At 39.2% G+C, this 16,816-nt stretch carries 14 protein-coding genes; 13 read left to right on the top strand and 1 reads right to left on the bottom strand.

Going from position 1 to position 16,816, the window contains the following annotated elements; translation table 11 throughout:
• Nucleotides 1–86: 86 nt before the first annotated feature.
• Nucleotides 87–914, top strand: coding sequence for a helix-turn-helix domain-containing protein (locus CP363_RS01770; protein WP_255404463.1), 828 nt, complete (start codon nucleotides 87–89; stop codon nucleotides 912–914).
• 63 nt (nucleotides 915–977) lie between these two features.
• On the top strand, nucleotides 978–1,403 hold the full coding sequence (locus CP363_RS10885; RefSeq protein ID WP_223876143.1) for a hypothetical protein: 426 nt from the start codon (nucleotides 978–980) through the stop codon (nucleotides 1,401–1,403).
• Nucleotides 1,404–1,744: 341 nt separating this feature from the next.
• Here the strand turns inward: CP363_RS10885 and thiD are convergent, their stop codons facing one another.
• Nucleotides 1,745–2,560, bottom strand: a complete 816-nt coding sequence (gene thiD / locus CP363_RS01785; RefSeq protein ID WP_068813503.1) for a bifunctional hydroxymethylpyrimidine kinase/phosphomethylpyrimidine kinase — start codon at nucleotides 2,558–2,560, stop codon at nucleotides 1,745–1,747.
• Between the two features lie 124 nt (nucleotides 2,561–2,684).
• Here thiD and glpK point away from each other — a divergent pair, with 124 nt between their 5' ends.
• From glpK to CP363_RS01840, 11 genes are all read left to right on the top strand, one after another.
• Nucleotides 2,685–4,184, top strand: a complete 1,500-nt coding sequence (glpK, locus tag CP363_RS01790; RefSeq protein WP_023487729.1) for a glycerol kinase GlpK — start codon at nucleotides 2,685–2,687, stop codon at nucleotides 4,182–4,184.
• A gap of 55 nt (nucleotides 4,185–4,239) precedes the next feature.
• Complete coding sequence (locus tag CP363_RS01795; protein WP_005723724.1) at nucleotides 4,240–5,013, top strand: tyrosine-protein phosphatase; 774 nt, start codon at nucleotides 4,240–4,242, stop codon at nucleotides 5,011–5,013.
• 7 nt (nucleotides 5,014–5,020) lie between these two features.
• Entirely contained in the window at nucleotides 5,021–5,971 is a 951-nt protein-coding gene (locus CP363_RS01800; protein WP_098035741.1) for a LacI family DNA-binding transcriptional regulator, read from the top strand.
• A gap of 143 nt (nucleotides 5,972–6,114) precedes the next feature.
• Nucleotides 6,115–7,293 carry an acetate/propionate family kinase gene (locus tag CP363_RS01805; protein WP_098035742.1) on the top strand — a complete coding sequence of 393 codons (1,179 nt, stop codon included), beginning with the start codon at nucleotides 6,115–6,117 and terminating at the stop codon, nucleotides 7,291–7,293.
• Nucleotides 7,294–7,722, top strand: coding sequence for a PAS domain-containing protein (locus CP363_RS01810; RefSeq protein WP_013086996.1), 429 nt, complete (start codon nucleotides 7,294–7,296; stop codon nucleotides 7,720–7,722).
• A gap of 112 nt (nucleotides 7,723–7,834) precedes the next feature.
• Nucleotides 7,835–9,496: an alpha-glucosidase gene (locus tag CP363_RS01815; protein WP_089150450.1), complete on the top strand. Its 1,662-nt coding sequence runs from the start codon at nucleotides 7,835–7,837 to the stop codon at nucleotides 9,494–9,496.
• Nucleotides 9,497–9,499: 3 nt separating this feature from the next.
• Nucleotides 9,500–11,221: a glycoside hydrolase family 13 protein gene (locus CP363_RS01820; protein WP_013086994.1), complete on the top strand. Its 1,722-nt coding sequence runs from the start codon at nucleotides 9,500–9,502 to the stop codon at nucleotides 11,219–11,221.
• A 171-nt stretch (nucleotides 11,222–11,392) separates the two neighbouring features.
• Nucleotides 11,393–13,657, top strand: a complete 2,265-nt coding sequence (locus CP363_RS01825) for a glycoside hydrolase family 65 protein (protein WP_098035743.1) — start codon at nucleotides 11,393–11,395, stop codon at nucleotides 13,655–13,657.
• Nucleotides 13,650–14,312 (top strand): beta-phosphoglucomutase, encoded by a 663-nt coding sequence (gene pgmB / locus CP363_RS01830; protein ID WP_025006267.1) that lies wholly within the window; start codon nucleotides 13,650–13,652, stop codon nucleotides 14,310–14,312. The genes CP363_RS01825 and pgmB overlap by 8 nt, the downstream gene beginning before the upstream one ends.
• Before the next feature lie 22 nt (nucleotides 14,313–14,334).
• Nucleotides 14,335–15,441 (top strand): ABC transporter ATP-binding protein, encoded by a 1,107-nt coding sequence (locus CP363_RS01835; protein ID WP_023487724.1) that lies wholly within the window; start codon nucleotides 14,335–14,337, stop codon nucleotides 15,439–15,441.
• 115 nt (nucleotides 15,442–15,556) lie between these two features.
• Nucleotides 15,557–16,783: an extracellular solute-binding protein gene (locus CP363_RS01840; protein WP_005728195.1), complete on the top strand. Its 1,227-nt coding sequence runs from the start codon at nucleotides 15,557–15,559 to the stop codon at nucleotides 16,781–16,783.
• The last annotated feature ends 33 nt before the right edge of the window (nucleotides 16,784–16,816 follow it).

Here is a 16,816-nt window from a genome sequence, read left to right on the forward strand (position 1 = left end):
GTAGACGTTGGTAAGAGAAATGGAAAGCACGAATAGTCCAAAATGTATGAAAATAAAACATAGTCATACATTTGCTTACATTTTTCATAGCAGAAGCACTACGCAAAGAAAGAATAAAATTAGGACTAACACAGGATCAAATGTGTGCTGGGATCCTTAGTCGTCCTTTTTACGCAAGGATTGAAAGTGGCAAAAATCGCATAAATGCGGAGAGCTTATTTAAAATATTGCTTGAGCATCAAGTTGATCTAGTAGAGTTTTGTGATCTTATTCAAGATGATTATACGTCAGAAGAACGAAAAGTTGAGAAGCAATTTGAATTTAAAATGAATCTAGCAGTTAGTGCAAAAGATACTGAAGCTTTGGATAAGTATTGTCAGCAGATAATGAATTCATCTAATAATGAGGTTTTGAAGTTGCGAGCATTAATTACTTCGGCATATTTTAAGGGTGAAACTGACAAGATTGATGTAGAAATCAGGACGAAGATAAAAGCTGAGTTTGATGGAGGGAATAATTGGCTTGAGCGACCAGACCTACTGCGATTATTGGCTAATACGATGCCGATGTGGCCACAAGACGAATTGGACTTTTTAATTGGGCGTTTGCTTGATTTTGCAAAAAAGGCAGAATTTTCAGAGTTAACGACTGAAAGATACTTAAGATTACTAGAAAATTATCTGGTAGTTTGTTACGACAGAAAGGTTCATAAGAAAACTGCACATTTTGATCATATTGATGACGCGATGGAATATATTATTGATGCTACTGAGTCGTTTCACTTGATGATTTATAGAATTGAAGTGTTTTATATGAAAGCATTATTTTTAGATCAAATGGACAAAGCAAAAGAGATTAGACATGATCTTGGTGTATTAGGCTATAAAAACTTTATTGCTAGTTGGCCTGAGTAATAATTTGTAACAAATATGATACAAGAAGAATCCCAGCATAGTGGAAATGGTTTACCGTAATATATGAAAGTTGTTTGGAGTAAAGAGAAGGAGGTAGATAATGGTGTAAAAACATTTGAAATTTCAGATGATGCTTTGGAACGAGCTATTAATGAAGCTTATGGAACAAGCTTTTCTGGTGAGCTAGTAAAAAAGCATCAGGCTGGTGTTACTAGAGTAAGGTACTATGGAAATGGTAATTTTAATCTTTATTTGTCAAAATCGATGTTAAATAAGATTAGAAGTGCAAGCTACGGTGCTGCTTTCGGCATTATTTCAGGCTTAATCGGATCTGCCGCTGGTGTTCCTACAATGGGACTTGCGTCTGGAGTAATTGCATTTATTGCTAAGAAACTTGTAGGCGCTATGCTAGGGCAAGTAAATCCATACAAGGTAGGTAGAGTTTATAAAATTCGTAATTGGAAATATGCAGGATGGAGATATCAATAATAACGGGAGAAGCTATGCGTGAATCATTACTAAGTCCCAAACTTTATCAAGCTCTAAAATACATTTTAGCTGTAACACTGATAATAATCTTAATCTTGCCATTACCAGCAATTAATCAGAAAAAGATCAATTACTGGCTGGTAGGATCATATTGTCTAGTCCTGGGCGATTGGTTAGCTACTTGGATGCAACATCATCATATTCATTGGGTTATTAGCATAATCATGGGATACGTAATAGCGTTCATTATTTGTGTAATACTGTATCTCTACACAGCAATGATTTAATTGAAAACAGACATAAAAACACCGAAGTTCAAAATCTGAGCTTCGGTATTTTTTCTATCTATTTTCTTCCTGTGCAGCCAAGTGATTGATCGGACCCCATTTTGAACCAACATCAATTGGGTGAGAAATTGCAGCGTAAGTAAAGTCCTTACCAATTTTTATAGCATCAATTACAGACTTTCCCTTAGCTAATTCTGCCGCAATAACTGCGGAGAGAGTATCACCTGTGCCATTCACGCGATCAGTCTTAAAGAAAGGCTTGGTAAATTCGTGAAATGCGCCATCTTCAGTCAACAAAATATCAGTTACTTCAGTCTGATTATCTGAGTCATGACGTCCCTTCATCAAGACATTTTTAGCACCCATCTCTTGTAGTTTTTTAGCGCCTGCGTGAATTTCTTCCTTATTATTTAGCTTCAAGCCAGTTAGCTTTTGTTGTTCATAAAAGTTAGGCGTAATTACATCGGCTAGCGGCAATAATCTGCCTAAGAAGGTCTGGTAGGCATCATCGTCAAGTAGGGTGGCACCGTGCTTAGTGATGATGACGGGATCAAGCACGATTTTACCCATGTCGTATTTTTCAAGATTATCGGCAACGCAATCGATAATTTCCTTGTTAGCCAGCATCCCTGTCTTAGTCGCATTAATCTTGAAGTCGTCGTTTAACACATCGAATTGCTTTTGGATAAAATCAAGCGGCATAATTTGTTGGGCAAAAATTCCTTTTGTATTACCAGCTACAGCCGCGGTCATCAGCCCCATGCCATAAACGCCCCGTGCATAGAATGAATGCAAATCTGCTGGCATTCCTGCACTACCATCACTATCGTTACCCGCAATTGTTACCGCAATTTTTTGATTTTTTTCCATTAAAATGCCCTCCTTAAAAAATCCTTATAAAAATTATACCGTATCTATTACATTAACTGCTAGAATCTGCATTAGAAAAACAGTAATATTATAAGAAAGCGCTTTTGCAGAAAAGAGAATAACTATGACAGAAAAATATATTTTAGCAATCGATGAAGGAACCACCTCTACTAGAGCAATTATTTTTGACCATGATGGACGTGAAGTTGCTTCTGCCCAAAAAGAATTTCACCAATATTTTCCAGAGCCTGGCTGGGTTGAACATGACGCTAATAAAATCTGGATGGCGGTCCAAACAACAATTGCCAATGCTTTTATTAATTCGGGCATTTGGCCTAATCAAATTGCCGCAATTGGCATTACCAACCAACGTGAAACGACTGTTGTTTGGGACAAGGATACAGGTGAGCCAATTTATCATGCAATCGTTTGGCAGTCACGGCAGACAACAGAATTAGCTGAAAAATTAAAAAAAGAAGGCTATAGTGATGAAATTCGTCAAAAAACAGGCTTAATTATTGACCCATACTTCAGTGCAACTAAGATTCGCTGGATTCTTGATCATGTACCTGGCGCGCAAGAAAAAGCTGAACAGGGAAAGTTGCTTTTTGGCACGATTGATAGTTGGCTAGTTTGGAAGTTAACTGATGGTGCTAAACACGTGACTGATTACACTAATGCTTCACGGACCATGCTGTTTAATATTCACACGCTCAAGTGGGATGACGATATTTTGCATTTGCTCAATATTCCTAAGCAAATGTTGCCTGAGGTGCGCTCGAATTCAGAGATTTATGGTGAAACAGCGTCATATATGTTCTTTGGTGGACAAGTGCCAATTGCTGGGATGGCCGGTGACCAACAGGCAGCCTTATTTGGTCAACTAGCTTTGAAACCAGGAATGGTGAAAAACACATATGGCACCGGTGCCTTTATTGTGATGAACACAGGAGACAAGCCAACAGACTCTAACAATAATCTGTTAACGACCATTGGTTATGGCATTAATGGTAAGATTACTTATGCTTTAGAAGGATCAATCTTTGTGGCTGGTAGTGCAATTCAATGGCTACGCGATTCGATGAAGTTGATTAAGCATGCGCCAGACTCTGAACAAGCAGCGCTTGAGTCGACATCAGAGAACGAGGTTTACGTTGTCCCTGCCTTCACTGGGTTAGGCGCACCATATTGGGATGCGGAGACTCGTGGCTCAATCTTCGGTGTTACACGTGGAACTACTGACAAGGATATAATTAAAGCAACTTTGCAGTCATTAGCTTATCAAACCCGTGACGTTGTTGATACGATGCAACAAGATTCAGGCATTGAAATTCCTGCTTTACGTGTTGATGGCGGTGCTAGCAACAACAATTACCTGATGCAGTTTCAGGCTGACATTTTAGGGATTGAAATTGAACGCGCTAAAACGCTGGAAACAACCAGCATGGGTGCAGCCTTTTTAGCTGGCCTTGCCGTTGGCTATTGGAAAAATATTGACGAGTTAAAGCATACCTTTACGATTGGACAGGCCTTTGAACCGAAAATGAGTGCAGTTGAACGTGAAAAACTTTATTCAGGTTGGCAACGTGCAATTCGTGCTGCTCGGTTATTTGCACATGACTGATAATGATATAATAAAAGTACGGTATTAACACTTTAATGAGGAAAGGCAAGGAAAAATGAAGCATGATCGAATATTAGCTTTGGATGGACCGCTGAATTTCAGAGACATCGGCGGCTACCAAAATGACAAGGGTCAACATGTAAAGTGGAACAAAATATATCGTTCTGATTCACTTAGCTCCTTGTCGAAGGAAGATCAAGAAAAGTTAGTTGAACGCCGAATTACCGTAGATGTTGATTTACGCTCTAAGTATGAACAAAATTCAGCGCCTGACAAGCTTTGGTCAAATGTCCGTTTTGTTGATGCACATATTTATTCTGAAAACCGCAAGCAAAATAAAGGCGATAACAAGTTATATCGCTTTGTCCATCATATTCCTGATATGGGTGACAATTGGCTTGGTCAAATTTACCAACAGGTTTTGCTTAATTCACATAGCCAACATGAATTTGCTAAAATTTTTGCGGAATTGATTGAATTACCTGAAGAAGATGCGTTAGTTTATCATTGTAGTGCGGGCAAAGATAGAACAGGCATGACTTCGGCGTTAATTTTGACCGCATTAGGTGTTGATGATGACACCATTTCGCGTGATTATTTATTGACCAATGAATTGTATGACTTTGCTTTGGCTAAACAGTTCCCCGATGATAATGAAATTGCTAGCCTAGTTTCTAAAATGAATATTACCAAGGGAGAGGGACCGGCTATTCGTGGAATTACGGAAACTATTCGCCAAGGCTGGGGCAGTTTTGATGGATTTTTCAAAAAAGAGCTTGGCTTTAGCCAAAAAGATTTAAACCGATTCAGAAAGATGTACTTAGAATAGGAATAATATGACTACTTTATCAGATGTTGCTAAAGAAGCAAATGTATCAAAAATGACGGTATCACGAGTGATTAATCATCCTGAGCAAGTAACGCCAGAATTAAGAGCAATGGTAGAAAAAGCAATGGAGAAACTAAACTACCATCCCAATTCAATTGCACAGGCTTTAGTTAATAATCGGACTAACGTGGTAAAATTCGTCACTTTAGAAGATATTGATACCACTGAGCCATACTATATGAACTTGCTTTTTGGTTTTGCTCGTGGTTTAAATACTAAGCAGTATGCGATGCAATTAGTTACGGATCCTAATCAAATTGAAAAGGAACATGCAGATGGCTATTTAATTACCGGGGCGCGAAACAAAGATTATGAATTATTTGATAAACTCGATAAGCCTTTTGTTTTATTTGGTGAAAGTCACCGCGGCTATGACTTTGTTGATTCTGATAATCAGTTAGCAGAGAAGATGGCTACTCAATATGCTTTAGACCGGTTATATAAGCACATTATCTTTATTGGAATTGATTTAAAAGAGCCATTTGAATATTCACGTGAAGCTGGTTATATCAACACTTTGCAACAACACCAGTTGATACCACAAATTTTTCGGGTTTCTAATCATAGTCATGCTGCGCAAGATGTGATTCATGAACATTTTAAGGAATTTAAAAAAGATACTTGTTTCGTCTGTGCCAGTGATCGAATTGCAGTGGGTGTTGTACGGCAATTGCAAGATGAAGGCGCTCGAATTCCGGAAGACTTTGGAGTTATTGGTTTTGATGGTGTCTTTTTAGATCAAGTTTCTAATCCAAAGCTAACGACAATTAAACAACCAATTTTTGAAATGGGTGAAATGTTAGCTAAAATGCTACTGCAAAAGATTGCCCAATCAGGTTCACCTCAAGGTGAAGTAATGCTTAAACCTAAGCTAATTCGGCGCCAATCAACTAGATAAATCGAAAAAATAACGAGCACGTCTGATATCTCAGAGGTGCTTTTTTACTGCCTTTAAAATTGTTTCCTATTATGAGTGAAAGCGCTATACTGGAAACAAGAGGCAATTTATTGAGAGATAAAATATGAATAGAGGTCACGATTATGAAAAAAGTTTTGGCAATAAATTCTGGTAGTTCATCATTTAAATATAAGCTTTTTTCATTTCCAGACGAAAAAGTTATTGCTTCAGGGATGGCTGATCGTGTAGGAATGGACAATGCTGTTTTTAAAATAAAGTTGAACGACGACAAAGAATATATTAAAAATACTTCAATTCCAGACCAAGAAGCAGCTGTAAGCTTGTTAATTGAAAATTTAAAGAAGTTTCATGTTTTAAAGAACTTAGACGAATTATTTGGAGTTGGACACCGAGTGGTTAACGGGGGCGAAGCCTTTAAAGATTCCGTCTTAATTGATAAGCAAAAGCTGCAACAAATTTTTGATTTAGGTGAATTAGCCCCTTTGCATAATGTGCCAGAAGCAATGGGGATTAAGGCTTTTATGAAGATTGTTCCAGATGTGCCACAAGTGGCAGTATTTGATACGTCATATCATACTAGTCTTGATCAAGTTAATTATCTTTATCCAATTCCATATAAGTATTATGAAAAATATGGTATTCGTAAGTATGGTGCTCACGGCATTTCTGTTAGCTATGTTGCTCCAAGAGCGGCGCGCATGATGGGCAAGAACCCATATACAGTAAAATTGATTGTTTGTCACTTAGGTTCTGGTTCTTCAGTTACTGCGGTTAAAAATGGCAAGTCACTTGATACTTCAATGGGCTTTAGTCCTGTGACTGGGGTAGCAATGGGAACACGTAGCGGCGACTTTGATCCATCAGCCCTTGAATATATTATGCAAAAGACCGGCATGACGATTGAAAAAGCCGTTGATATGTTAAACCATAAGTCGGGGATGCTCGGTGTATCAGGCGTTTCCTCTGATATGCGGGATCTGTTAGCAAGTAAAAATAAGCATGCATGGCTGGCAAGAAAGATTTTTGTTAACCGCGTTGTCCGTTATGTTGGTGCATATGCGGCAGAACTTGACGGTATCGATGGTATTGTCTTTACTGCTGGGATTGGTGAACATGATCCCGGCGTTCGGGCCGGCGTAATGTCATCATTGCGTTACTTAGGCTTGGAGCCTGATTATAAGGCCAATGATACTGATGGTGAAAAGTTTATTTCTAAGCCAGATTCTAAGGTAAAGGCCATGATTGTGCCAACCAACGAAGAATTGATGATTGCCCGTGAGGTTGTAAGGTTGGCAAAGTAAATGACAGATAATATTAAATTAGTAGGTGGCAGTTTAAGCGTTGAGCAGTTAAATGCTATTTTTGAGACTATTCCCCAAGAAATGGATGTCTTAGATGAAAATGACGTGGTTGTTTGGTCATCGATGAATAAACATCGTTTGTTTAAGCGAACTGAAAAAGATATCGGCAAAACTGTCTTTGAAGTTCATCCCGGTCACAGTCAAGGTCATGTTAAGGCAGTTTTAAAGCAGATGCACGAAGGCAAACGTGGTAAATTGTCGATTATGATTCATAAAGATGGGATTCCGGTGAACATTGCCTTTTATAGTTTGCATAATGATCAAGGAAAATATCTTGGCTGTATTGAGGTAACGCAGCCAGTGGCTGATTTGCAGGAGAAAGGCAGCAAGTGGCGGAATGTTTGGAACATGATATTTAAAAAGAAGTAAGCAAAGAGCACAATTCAAATTTGAGTTGTGCTTTTTTGATACCGCTAACAATAAATATGATGTTGAAAACGGTTTCTCATTTCCCTTAAACTATGCGTGGAGGAAATTAATTATGGCACATTGGTACGATCACGCAATTATATATCAAATTTATCCTAAGTCTTTTCAAGATAGCAATGGCGATGGCGTTGGTGACCTTAATGGTATTCGCAAACGCATCCCTTATTTGAAAAAACTAGGAGTTAACGCTGTTTGGCTAAATCCGGTGTTTGTTTCACCACAAGTAGACAACGGCTATGATGTTTCAAACTATTTTGCAATCGATCCTCATATGGGGACCATGGAAGATATGGAAAACTTAATCAAGGATTTGCATAAGGCAGGGATCCACCTCATCATGGATTTTGTCTTGAATCATACATCTGATCAACATCCTTGGTTCCAAGATGCCATCAAGAACCCCGATAGCCTTTATCGAGACTACTATATTTTCGCTGGTCATGATGGCAAGCGACCTAATAACTGGGGTTCATTCTTTGGTGGCAGTGTATGGGAGCCAGATCCAGCAGGCACAGGTCAATCTTACTTTCACTTGTTTGATAAACGGATGCCTGATTTGAATTGGAAAAATCCCGAAGTACGTCACGCTATGCTTGAAGTAGCAGAATATTGGCTAAAAAAGGGAATTGATGGTTTGCGTTTAGACGCTTTTATCCATATTGGCAAGGCAGATTTGCGACAAAATTATCCAACTGGAGATGGGGACGTGAACAAGCCAATTGTTGCGGAACCATTTTTCGCTAACTTACCACAGGTGCAGGAATGGATGCGGCCTTTCTGTGAGCAGATTAAGCAGGATTATCCAGATACGCTTTTATTAGGTGAAGCTGCAAGTGCTAGTGTCAATCTAGCTGTTGATTACACGACTAAGCGTAATCACCTAATGGATAGTGTAATTACCTTCCGGTACTTTACCGATGATGATTCTAATTGTGATCAGCGTTTTTCAAAGCAATATCAGCCTAAAAAGTTAGACTTGACGGCCTTTAAACAAAATCAAGTGGTTTGGCAACAAACATTAGCAGGCGTATCGCAGCCTACTCTTTATTGGAATAATCATGATATGGCCCGTTTGGCTACACGCGTAGCTAGAACACAGACTCAGGCTAAGAGCTTGGCGATGTTGATGTATTTGCAACGCGGAATTCCAGTAATTTATTACGGTGAAGAATTAGGGTTAAAGAATCTACATTTCACTAGTGCAGATCAATTCGAAGATCAAACTGTAGCGCCATGGTTAAAGGATGCAGAAAAAGTTTTGAGCAAAGATGCGGCCTTAGCTATGGTTAGTGAAACACATAAATTGCCGGCCCGTGGTCCAATGCCGTGGGATGCAACTGAGAACCATGGTTTTAGTGAAGTTAAACCATGGATAACAGGTATTAAACAGGATGATGCTTGCGTAGCTAACGAGATTAACGATACCACCAGCATGTTTAATTTTTACAAAAAACTGCTGGAACTCAAAAAAGAAGCCTTATTCCAGACTGGAACGTATTATATGATTTCAACGGATAAGAATAGCTATGTTTATCAACGTGATTTACATGATGAAAGTGCCATTGTAGCTGTTTCATTGAGTGATCAAAAGACAACTGTTGAAATACCAGCCGGTTATACTGTTGCAACACTAAAAGCGGGAGAATATCAATTAACTAATGAAAAATTAACTTTGATGCCTTATGCAGGTGTTGTGTTGAAAAAGGAGAATTAATATATGCAATTAGCAGCTTTAAGACACCGAACTGAAAGTGAAGATAGTTTTGTAGTTGATCCAAGTCATGTTCGCGTGCGTTTTCACAGTGCTAAAAATGACGTTAAAAAAGTAATTGTTCACTACTGCGATAATTATTTGCCACTTGAACAGGCTAAAACATGTGAGATGGAAAAAATTGGCGTAGGGCAGTGTGAAGATCATTGGGGCATTACGCTTGAAGCACCATATCATCGCTTGAAGTATACCTTTGAAGTAATTGGCAGTGATGGCACTAGTGTAGTTGTCGGTGATCGTGCAATTAGCGGTGATGTAGACAAGGCCATTATGGAAGATGGTTCTTATTTCAAAGTGCCATATTGCCATGAAATTGATATGGTGAAAACGCCAGAATGGGTTAAGCATACTGTTTGGTACCAAATCTTTCCAGAACGTTTTGCAAACGGTGATAAGTCTAATGATCCCCAAGGGGTTAAAGCGTGGAATCCGGAGGATCATCCTGGCCGCGAAGACTTCTATGGTGGTGACCTGCAAGGCGTGCTTGACCATCTAGATTACTTGAAGAAACTGGGTGTTAATGGCCTTTATTTCTGTCCTATTTTTAAAGCCAGTTCTAACCATAAATATGATACGATTGACTATTTGCAAGTTGATCCGGCATTCGGCGACAAGGATTTATTTGCGAAAGTTGTTAATGAAGCTCATGCCCGCGGAATGAAGGTCATGCTGGACGCGGTTTTCAACCACCTGGGTGATCAATCAATGCAATGGCAAGATGTTGTTAAAAATGGTCCAAGTTCTCGTTTTGCTAGTTGGTTCCACATTAATGAATATCCAGTTGAACCTTACCGCGATCCATTAAAGGGTGAGGGTAGTCCTAAGTTCGATACTTTTGCCTTTGAAAAGCATATGCCAAAGCTGAACACAGCTAATCCAGAAGTACAGGATTTCTTGTTAGAGATTGCTACTTACTGGGTAAAATATTTTGATATTGATGCTTGGCGGCTAGATGTGGCTAACGAAGTTGATCACCACTTCTGGAAGAAATTCCACAAGGCCGTTACTGATATCAAGTCAGACTTTTATATTGTAGGTGAAGTTTGGCACTCAGCTCAGCCATGGCTTAACGGTGATGAGTTTACTGGCGTAATGAATTATCCATATACATTGCAGATTGAAGATCACTTTTTCAAGCATAAGCTGTCAGCACAAGAATTAACTAGTCGTTTGACCGACCAGTTGATGAAATACCGGGATGCTACCAATGCAGCCATGATGAACATGCTTGATTCACACGATACAGCCCGAATTTTGACAGTAGCTAATGGAGACCAAGATTTGGCTTTGCAAGCCTTAGCTTTTGAATTTATGCAAAAGGGTAGTCCATGCATTTATTATGGAACTGAAATGGGTATGACTGGTGGCAACGATCCTGATTGTCGTAAACCAATGGATTGGGCAAAAGAAGACGGCCCGGTTTGGCAACGAGTTCATCAATTGATTGACTTTCGTTTGCAACATGATGAAACTTTTGGTAAAGGTCGAATTAAGTTACACGTAACAGAGAATGGGTTAATTGAGGTCGATCGTGAGGGGAATGAAAGCATTAAAGCATACTTTAACACGACCGATCATCCAGTAGAGATCAATTGTGAGAACACGTTTAGTCAAGATTATGAGAATAATCAATTGGCACCAAAAGGCTTTGTAGTGAGTGTTCATTAAAAGTTACTTTTAATAAGCAAAAAAAGAAGGCAGATTAAGATCTACCTTCTTTTTCTATTAACTAATCCTGATAACGGTAACAGCAGATTTAATATTGTAAACCGCTTTCAACTAAAGGATAATGAAAGCGTAAACAAGAGAGAACCTCGAATATTACGGGAGATAGAATATATGAAACGAATTTTTGAAATTGATCCTTGGAAGGTCGTTACCCATAAGTTCGAACCAAAAGATAAAAGATTGCAAGAAAGTATGACTGCAATCGGCAACGATTACATGGGTATGAGAGGAAACTTTGAAGAAGGCTATTCAGGTGACAGCTTACAAGGTACTTACCTTGCTGGTGTTTGGTTCCCTGATAAGACGCGTGTTGGTTGGTGGAAGAACGGATATCCAAAGTACTTTGGTAAGGTTCCTAACTCACCAAGTTTCATCAACATGGGAATTACGATTAATGGTGAAAAACTTGACTTAGCTAAAGTTAAGTTTAGTGATTTCTACTTAGCACTTGATATGCACCAAGGTCTTCTGACTAGAAGTTTTACTTATGAAGGTAAGGATACTAAGGTTAAATTCGAATTCGAAAGGTTTTTACATATTACCTTAAAAGAAGCAGCTTTAATTAAAGTTAAGGCTACCGTTTTAAGTGGTAAAGCTAAGATCGACTTTGATGCAGCACTTGATGGAACTGTTGTTAACGAAGACAGTAACTACGATGCAAAATTCTGGATGCCTTTAGGTGAAAATGCTGAAGCAAGAACTATTAAGGTTGAAACTAAGGCTAACCCATACAAGGTTCCACAATTTACAGTCCTCCTTAAGCAAAGTCTTCGTCATAATGGTCAAGTAGTTAAGGGTGATGTTTCAACTGAAGCAGCCCAACTTCATGAAAAGCTTTCAGTTGAGTTAAATGAAGGCGAAAGCTACGATCTTGAAAAAGATGTCATTGTTGTTACTAGTCGCGACGTCAAACCAGATGATCAAGATGCTAAGGCAGCTGAATTGATGACCAAGCTTCAAGCTAAGAGTTTTGAAGAAAACTTAGCTGATCATGAAGCCGTTTGGCAAAAGCGCTGGGACAAATCAGATGTTGTAATTGCTGGTGATGATGCCGCTCAACAAGGTATCCGCTTTAACATTTGTCAATTATTCATGACTTATTACGGTGAAGATGAACGTCTTAACGTTGGTCCTAAAGGTTTTACCGGTGAAAAATACGGTGGTGCTACTTACTGGGATACTGAAGCCTACATTGTTCCAATGTACTTATGTGTTACTGATCCTAGTGTTACTCGGGCACTTTTACAATACCGTCACGATCAATTGCCAGGCGCATACCATAACGCTAAAGAACAAGGCTTACCAGGTGCATTGTTCCCAATGGTTACCTTCAACGGGATTGAATGTCACAATGAATGGGAAATCACCTTTGAAGAAATTCACAGAAATGCGGACATTCCTCACGCAATTGCTATGTACACTGATTACACTGGCGACGACAGCTACGTTAAGAACGAAGGTATGGACGTTTTAGTTGGTACCGCAAGATTCTGGGCAGCTAGAGTTCACTGGTCAAAGTGGCGTAACAAGTACGTAATGCACGGTGTAACGGGTCCTAATGAATACGAAAACAACGTAAACAACAACTGGTTCACCAACACCATGGCAAGATGGCTTCTCAAATACACTTTGGAACGTTTGCCACTTGCTACTAAGGAAGCTCAAGAAAGAGTTCGCGTAACTGACGAAGAAAAGGCTAAATGGCAAGACATCGTAGATAACATGTACTTACCAGAAGACAAGGAACGAGGCATCTTCTTACAACAAGATGACTTCCTAGACAAGGATATTCGTCCAGTTAGCGAAATCGAAGATCAACGTCCAATTAACCAACACTGGTCATGGGACAAGATCTTGAGATCACCATTCATCAAGCAAGCCGATGTTTTACAAGGTATCTACTTCTTGAACGATGAATACACTATGGAACAAAAGGAAAAGAACTTCGACTTCTACGAACCATTAACAGTTCACGAAAGTTCACTTTCACCATGTATTCACTCAATCTTAGCTGCTGAACTTGGCAAGCAAAAGAAGGCTGTTGAGCTTTACCAAAGAACTGCTCGTCTTGACCTTGATAACTACAACAACGACACCGTTGATGGTTTGCACATCACTTCAATGAGTGGTTCATGGCTTACAATTGTTCAAGGTTTCGCAGGCATGCGTTACGATCACAACCAATTGAAGTTTAACCCATTTGTTCCTGAAGGTTGGGATCACTACAGCTTCAAGATCAACTACCGTGGTCGCTTGATCGAAGTTTATGTTGATCATGAAGGAACTAAGCTTACTTTGCTTAAGGGTGAAGATATTGATGTATTAGTTCACGATAAGAAAGTTACTCTTAAAGAAGGTGAAACTACAAATGCTTAAAGGATTGTTATTCGATTTAGATGGTGTTTTAACTAACTCAGCTAAGTTTCACTTAACAGCTTGGAACAACTTGGCAAAAGAATTAGGCATTACTTTAAACGATGCTCAACTTGATAGCTTACGTGGTATTTCAAGAATGGATTCATTGGAATTGATTCTGAAATATGGTGGTCAAGAAGATAAATATACTGAAGCTGAAAAAGAAAAATTCGCTGCAGAAAAGAATTCCAAGTTCGTTGAGCAAGTTGAAACAATGACACCAAAGGATATCTTGCCAGGAATTCCAGAACTTTTGGCAGATGCTAAAAAGCAAAACCTTAAGATGGTAATTGCTTCAGCTTCTAAGAATGCACCTAAGATTTTGACCAGATTAGGCATTATGGATGAATTCGATGGCATCGTTGATCCTGCCACATTGCATCACGGTAAGCCAGATCCTGAAATTTATGAAAAAGCACAAGAAATTGCAGGGCTTAAGGCTGATGAAGTAATTAGTTTTGAAGATGCTAAAGCTGGTGTGGAATCAATTAAAGCCGCTGGTCAATTTGCAGTTGGTATTGGTGATAAGGAACTTTTAAAAGAAGCTGACTACATCGTACCAACAACTGCAGATTTGAAACTTAGTGAGATTGAAAAAGTTTTTAATGAAAAATAAAAGTTAGAGAGTAGGGGAAACAATGGTTGAGGTTGATTTAAACCATATTTACAAAAAATATGCAGGTAACGACAGATATTCTGTTAACGACTTTGACTTACATATCAAGGATAAGGAATTCATCGTTTTCGTTGGTCCATCTGGCTGTGGTAAGTCAACTACTTTGAGAATGGTTGCTGGTTTGGAAGACATCAGTAAGGGTACTTTGGAAATCGATCATAAAGTAATGAATGATGTTGCTCCAAAGGATAGACACATCGCGATGGTTTTCCAGAACTACGCTTTGTATCCACACATGACCATTTATGACAACATGGCCTTCGGTTTAAAGTTGCGTCACACGCCTAAAGATGAAATTGATCAAAAGGTTAAAAAAGCAGCTAAGATGTTAGGCCTTGAAGAGTACTTGGATAAGAAGCCAGGTGCTTTGTCCGGTGGTCAAAGACAGCGTGTTGCATTAGGACGGGCAATCGTTCGTGCGGCACCTATCTTCTTGATGGATGAACCTTTATCAAACTTGGATGCTAAATTGCGTGTGGTAATGCGTACTGAAATTGCTAAGCTTCACCAAGACTTGGGTACTACAACTATTTATGTTACCCACGATCAGACTGAAGCGATGACTTTGGCTGATAGAGTTGTTGTAATGTCTGTTGGTAGAGTTGAACAAATCGGCTCACCACTTGAAGTTTACAACAAGCCAGTTAACATGTTCGTTGCCGGATTTATTGGTTCCCCACAAATGAATTTCTTCAATGTTCACTACAAGGACGGTCGAATTTCTGATGGCAAAGGCTTGAATATTGGTATTCCTGAAGGTAAGGCAAAACTGCTGGAAGAAAAGGGCTACAACGATAAAGACTTGGTCTTCGGTATTCGTCCAGAAGATATTCACTCAGAAGAAGCATTTATGGAAACATGGCCAGATTCAGTAATTGAATCAAAGGTTGTTGTTTCAGAGCTTCTAGGTGCAACTATTCAGCTTCACCAAGAAGTTGATGGTACTGAATTTACTGCTATTGTAAATTCACGTGATTATCACAAGCCAGGTGACAAGGTTAAGATGGGCTTTGATGTTAACAAAGCTCACTTCTTTGATAAAGATTCCACCAAGGCGATTGTTAACTAATCTGGTACTGAAAACGCAGTACAGATAATTATTAATTAAGCTTACAACCATATGTAGCAGAAGCTACTGTTGTTAAGAATTGTTTATTGTTTTGATTTTTTAGGAGGAAAAAGTCATGAAGATTTGGAAGAAAATGGCTTTAGGTAGTACTGCTGTTCTTGCTGCATTATCATTAGCAGCATGTTCAAACGGCTCAAGTAATTCATCATCAAGTAGCAGTAATTCAAACAAGAAGGCTAACTTGACTCTGTGGGTGGATACTGAACAAGTTCCTTACTACAAGCAAATTGCTAAGGACTTTACTAAGAAGAACAAGAATATTAAGGTTCGTGTAGTTCAAAGTCCTAACGGTTCAGCTAACGCTAAGACAGACGTTGGTAAGGACCCATCAAAGGCTGCTGATGTCTTTGAAGTTCCTAACGATCAATTAGGTCAAATGGCTGAAGCTGGTTACATTAACCCACTTTCACCATCAGCAACTAAGGATATCCAAGACAACTATGTCGATGTTGCTTCAAAGGGTGTAACTTGGAAGGGCAAGGTTTACGCATTCCCATACGCACAACAAGCTCAAACCATTTACTACAACAAGTCTAAGTTATCAGCTAACGACGTTAAGGACTGGAAGACTTTAACTTCAAAGGGTGTTGTAGCTACCGACTTTACTAACGCTTACGTAATGTGGCCAGTAATGTTCTCAGCAGGTACTACACTTTACGGTAAGAATGGTGAAGACCTTAAGGGCTCAACTTTCAACTCACAAAACGGTATTAATGCTTTGAAGTGGTACGCAGCTCAAAAGAAGAACAAGGGCGTAATGCAAACTTCAAACGCTTTGAACCAATTGAAGAAGGGTAACGCACAAGCTATTTTGGACGGTCCTTGGAACGCTGCTAATATCAAGAAGATCTTGGGTAAGAACTTCGCAGTTGCTAAGTATCCTAAGATTGAAGTTGGTGGTAAGAGCGTACAAATGGAAGCATTCCTTGGTATTGAAGGCTTCGCAGTTAATGCTAACACCAAGAATGCTAAGGCTGCTTCAGATTTAGCTGCTTACATTACTAACAAGAAGTCACAATTAATTGCTCATAAGAACGCTGGTCAAATTCCAGTATTGAAGAGCGCTGTCAACTCAAGTGCTGTTAAGAGTGACCCGGTTGCTGAAGCTGTAATCGAAATGGCTAAGCCAGGTAACTCAGTATTGCAACCTAAGCTTCCACAAATGGCCGCATTCTGGAATGGTGCAGCTCCACTTATCAGTGGTACTTACGACGGCAAGATTAAGCCAGCACAATACAAGCCACAACTTGCTAAGCTCGCTAAGAACATTGAAAAGAAATAATTTGCTAAAAGCATAAGCAAGGGTTGGGCTAAA

The sequence above is a fragment of the Lactobacillus sp. UMNPBX12 genome (genome assembly GCF_002553955.1).
In the GTDB taxonomy this organism is placed as follows: Bacteria; Bacillota; Bacilli; order Lactobacillales; family Lactobacillaceae; genus Lactobacillus; species Lactobacillus crispatus.

Coding starts and splice junctions, on each gene's coding strand:
- CP363_RS10885 (WP_223876143.1), top strand. CDS start 978: ATGAAAGTTGTTTGGAGTAAAGAGAAGGAGGTAGATAATGGTGTAAAA.
- thiD (WP_068813503.1), bottom strand. CDS start 2,560: ATGGAAAAAAATCAAAAAATTGCGGTAACAATTGCGGGTAACGATAGT.
- glpK (WP_023487729.1), top strand. CDS start 2,685: ATGACAGAAAAATATATTTTAGCAATCGATGAAGGAACCACCTCTACT.
- CP363_RS01795 (WP_005723724.1), top strand. CDS start 4,240: ATGAAGCATGATCGAATATTAGCTTTGGATGGACCGCTGAATTTCAGA.
- CP363_RS01800 (WP_098035741.1), top strand. CDS start 5,021: ATGACTACTTTATCAGATGTTGCTAAAGAAGCAAATGTATCAAAAATG.
- CP363_RS01805 (WP_098035742.1), top strand. CDS start 6,115: ATGAAAAAAGTTTTGGCAATAAATTCTGGTAGTTCATCATTTAAATAT.
- CP363_RS01810 (WP_013086996.1), top strand. CDS start 7,294: ATGACAGATAATATTAAATTAGTAGGTGGCAGTTTAAGCGTTGAGCAG.
- CP363_RS01815 (WP_089150450.1), top strand. CDS start 7,835: ATGGCACATTGGTACGATCACGCAATTATATATCAAATTTATCCTAAG.
- CP363_RS01820 (WP_013086994.1), top strand. CDS start 9,500: ATGCAATTAGCAGCTTTAAGACACCGAACTGAAAGTGAAGATAGTTTT.
- CP363_RS01825 (WP_098035743.1), top strand. CDS start 11,393: ATGAAACGAATTTTTGAAATTGATCCTTGGAAGGTCGTTACCCATAAG.
- pgmB (WP_025006267.1), top strand. CDS start 13,650: ATGCTTAAAGGATTGTTATTCGATTTAGATGGTGTTTTAACTAACTCA.
- CP363_RS01835 (WP_023487724.1), top strand. CDS start 14,335: ATGGTTGAGGTTGATTTAAACCATATTTACAAAAAATATGCAGGTAAC.
- CP363_RS01840 (WP_005728195.1), top strand. CDS start 15,557: ATGAAGATTTGGAAGAAAATGGCTTTAGGTAGTACTGCTGTTCTTGCT.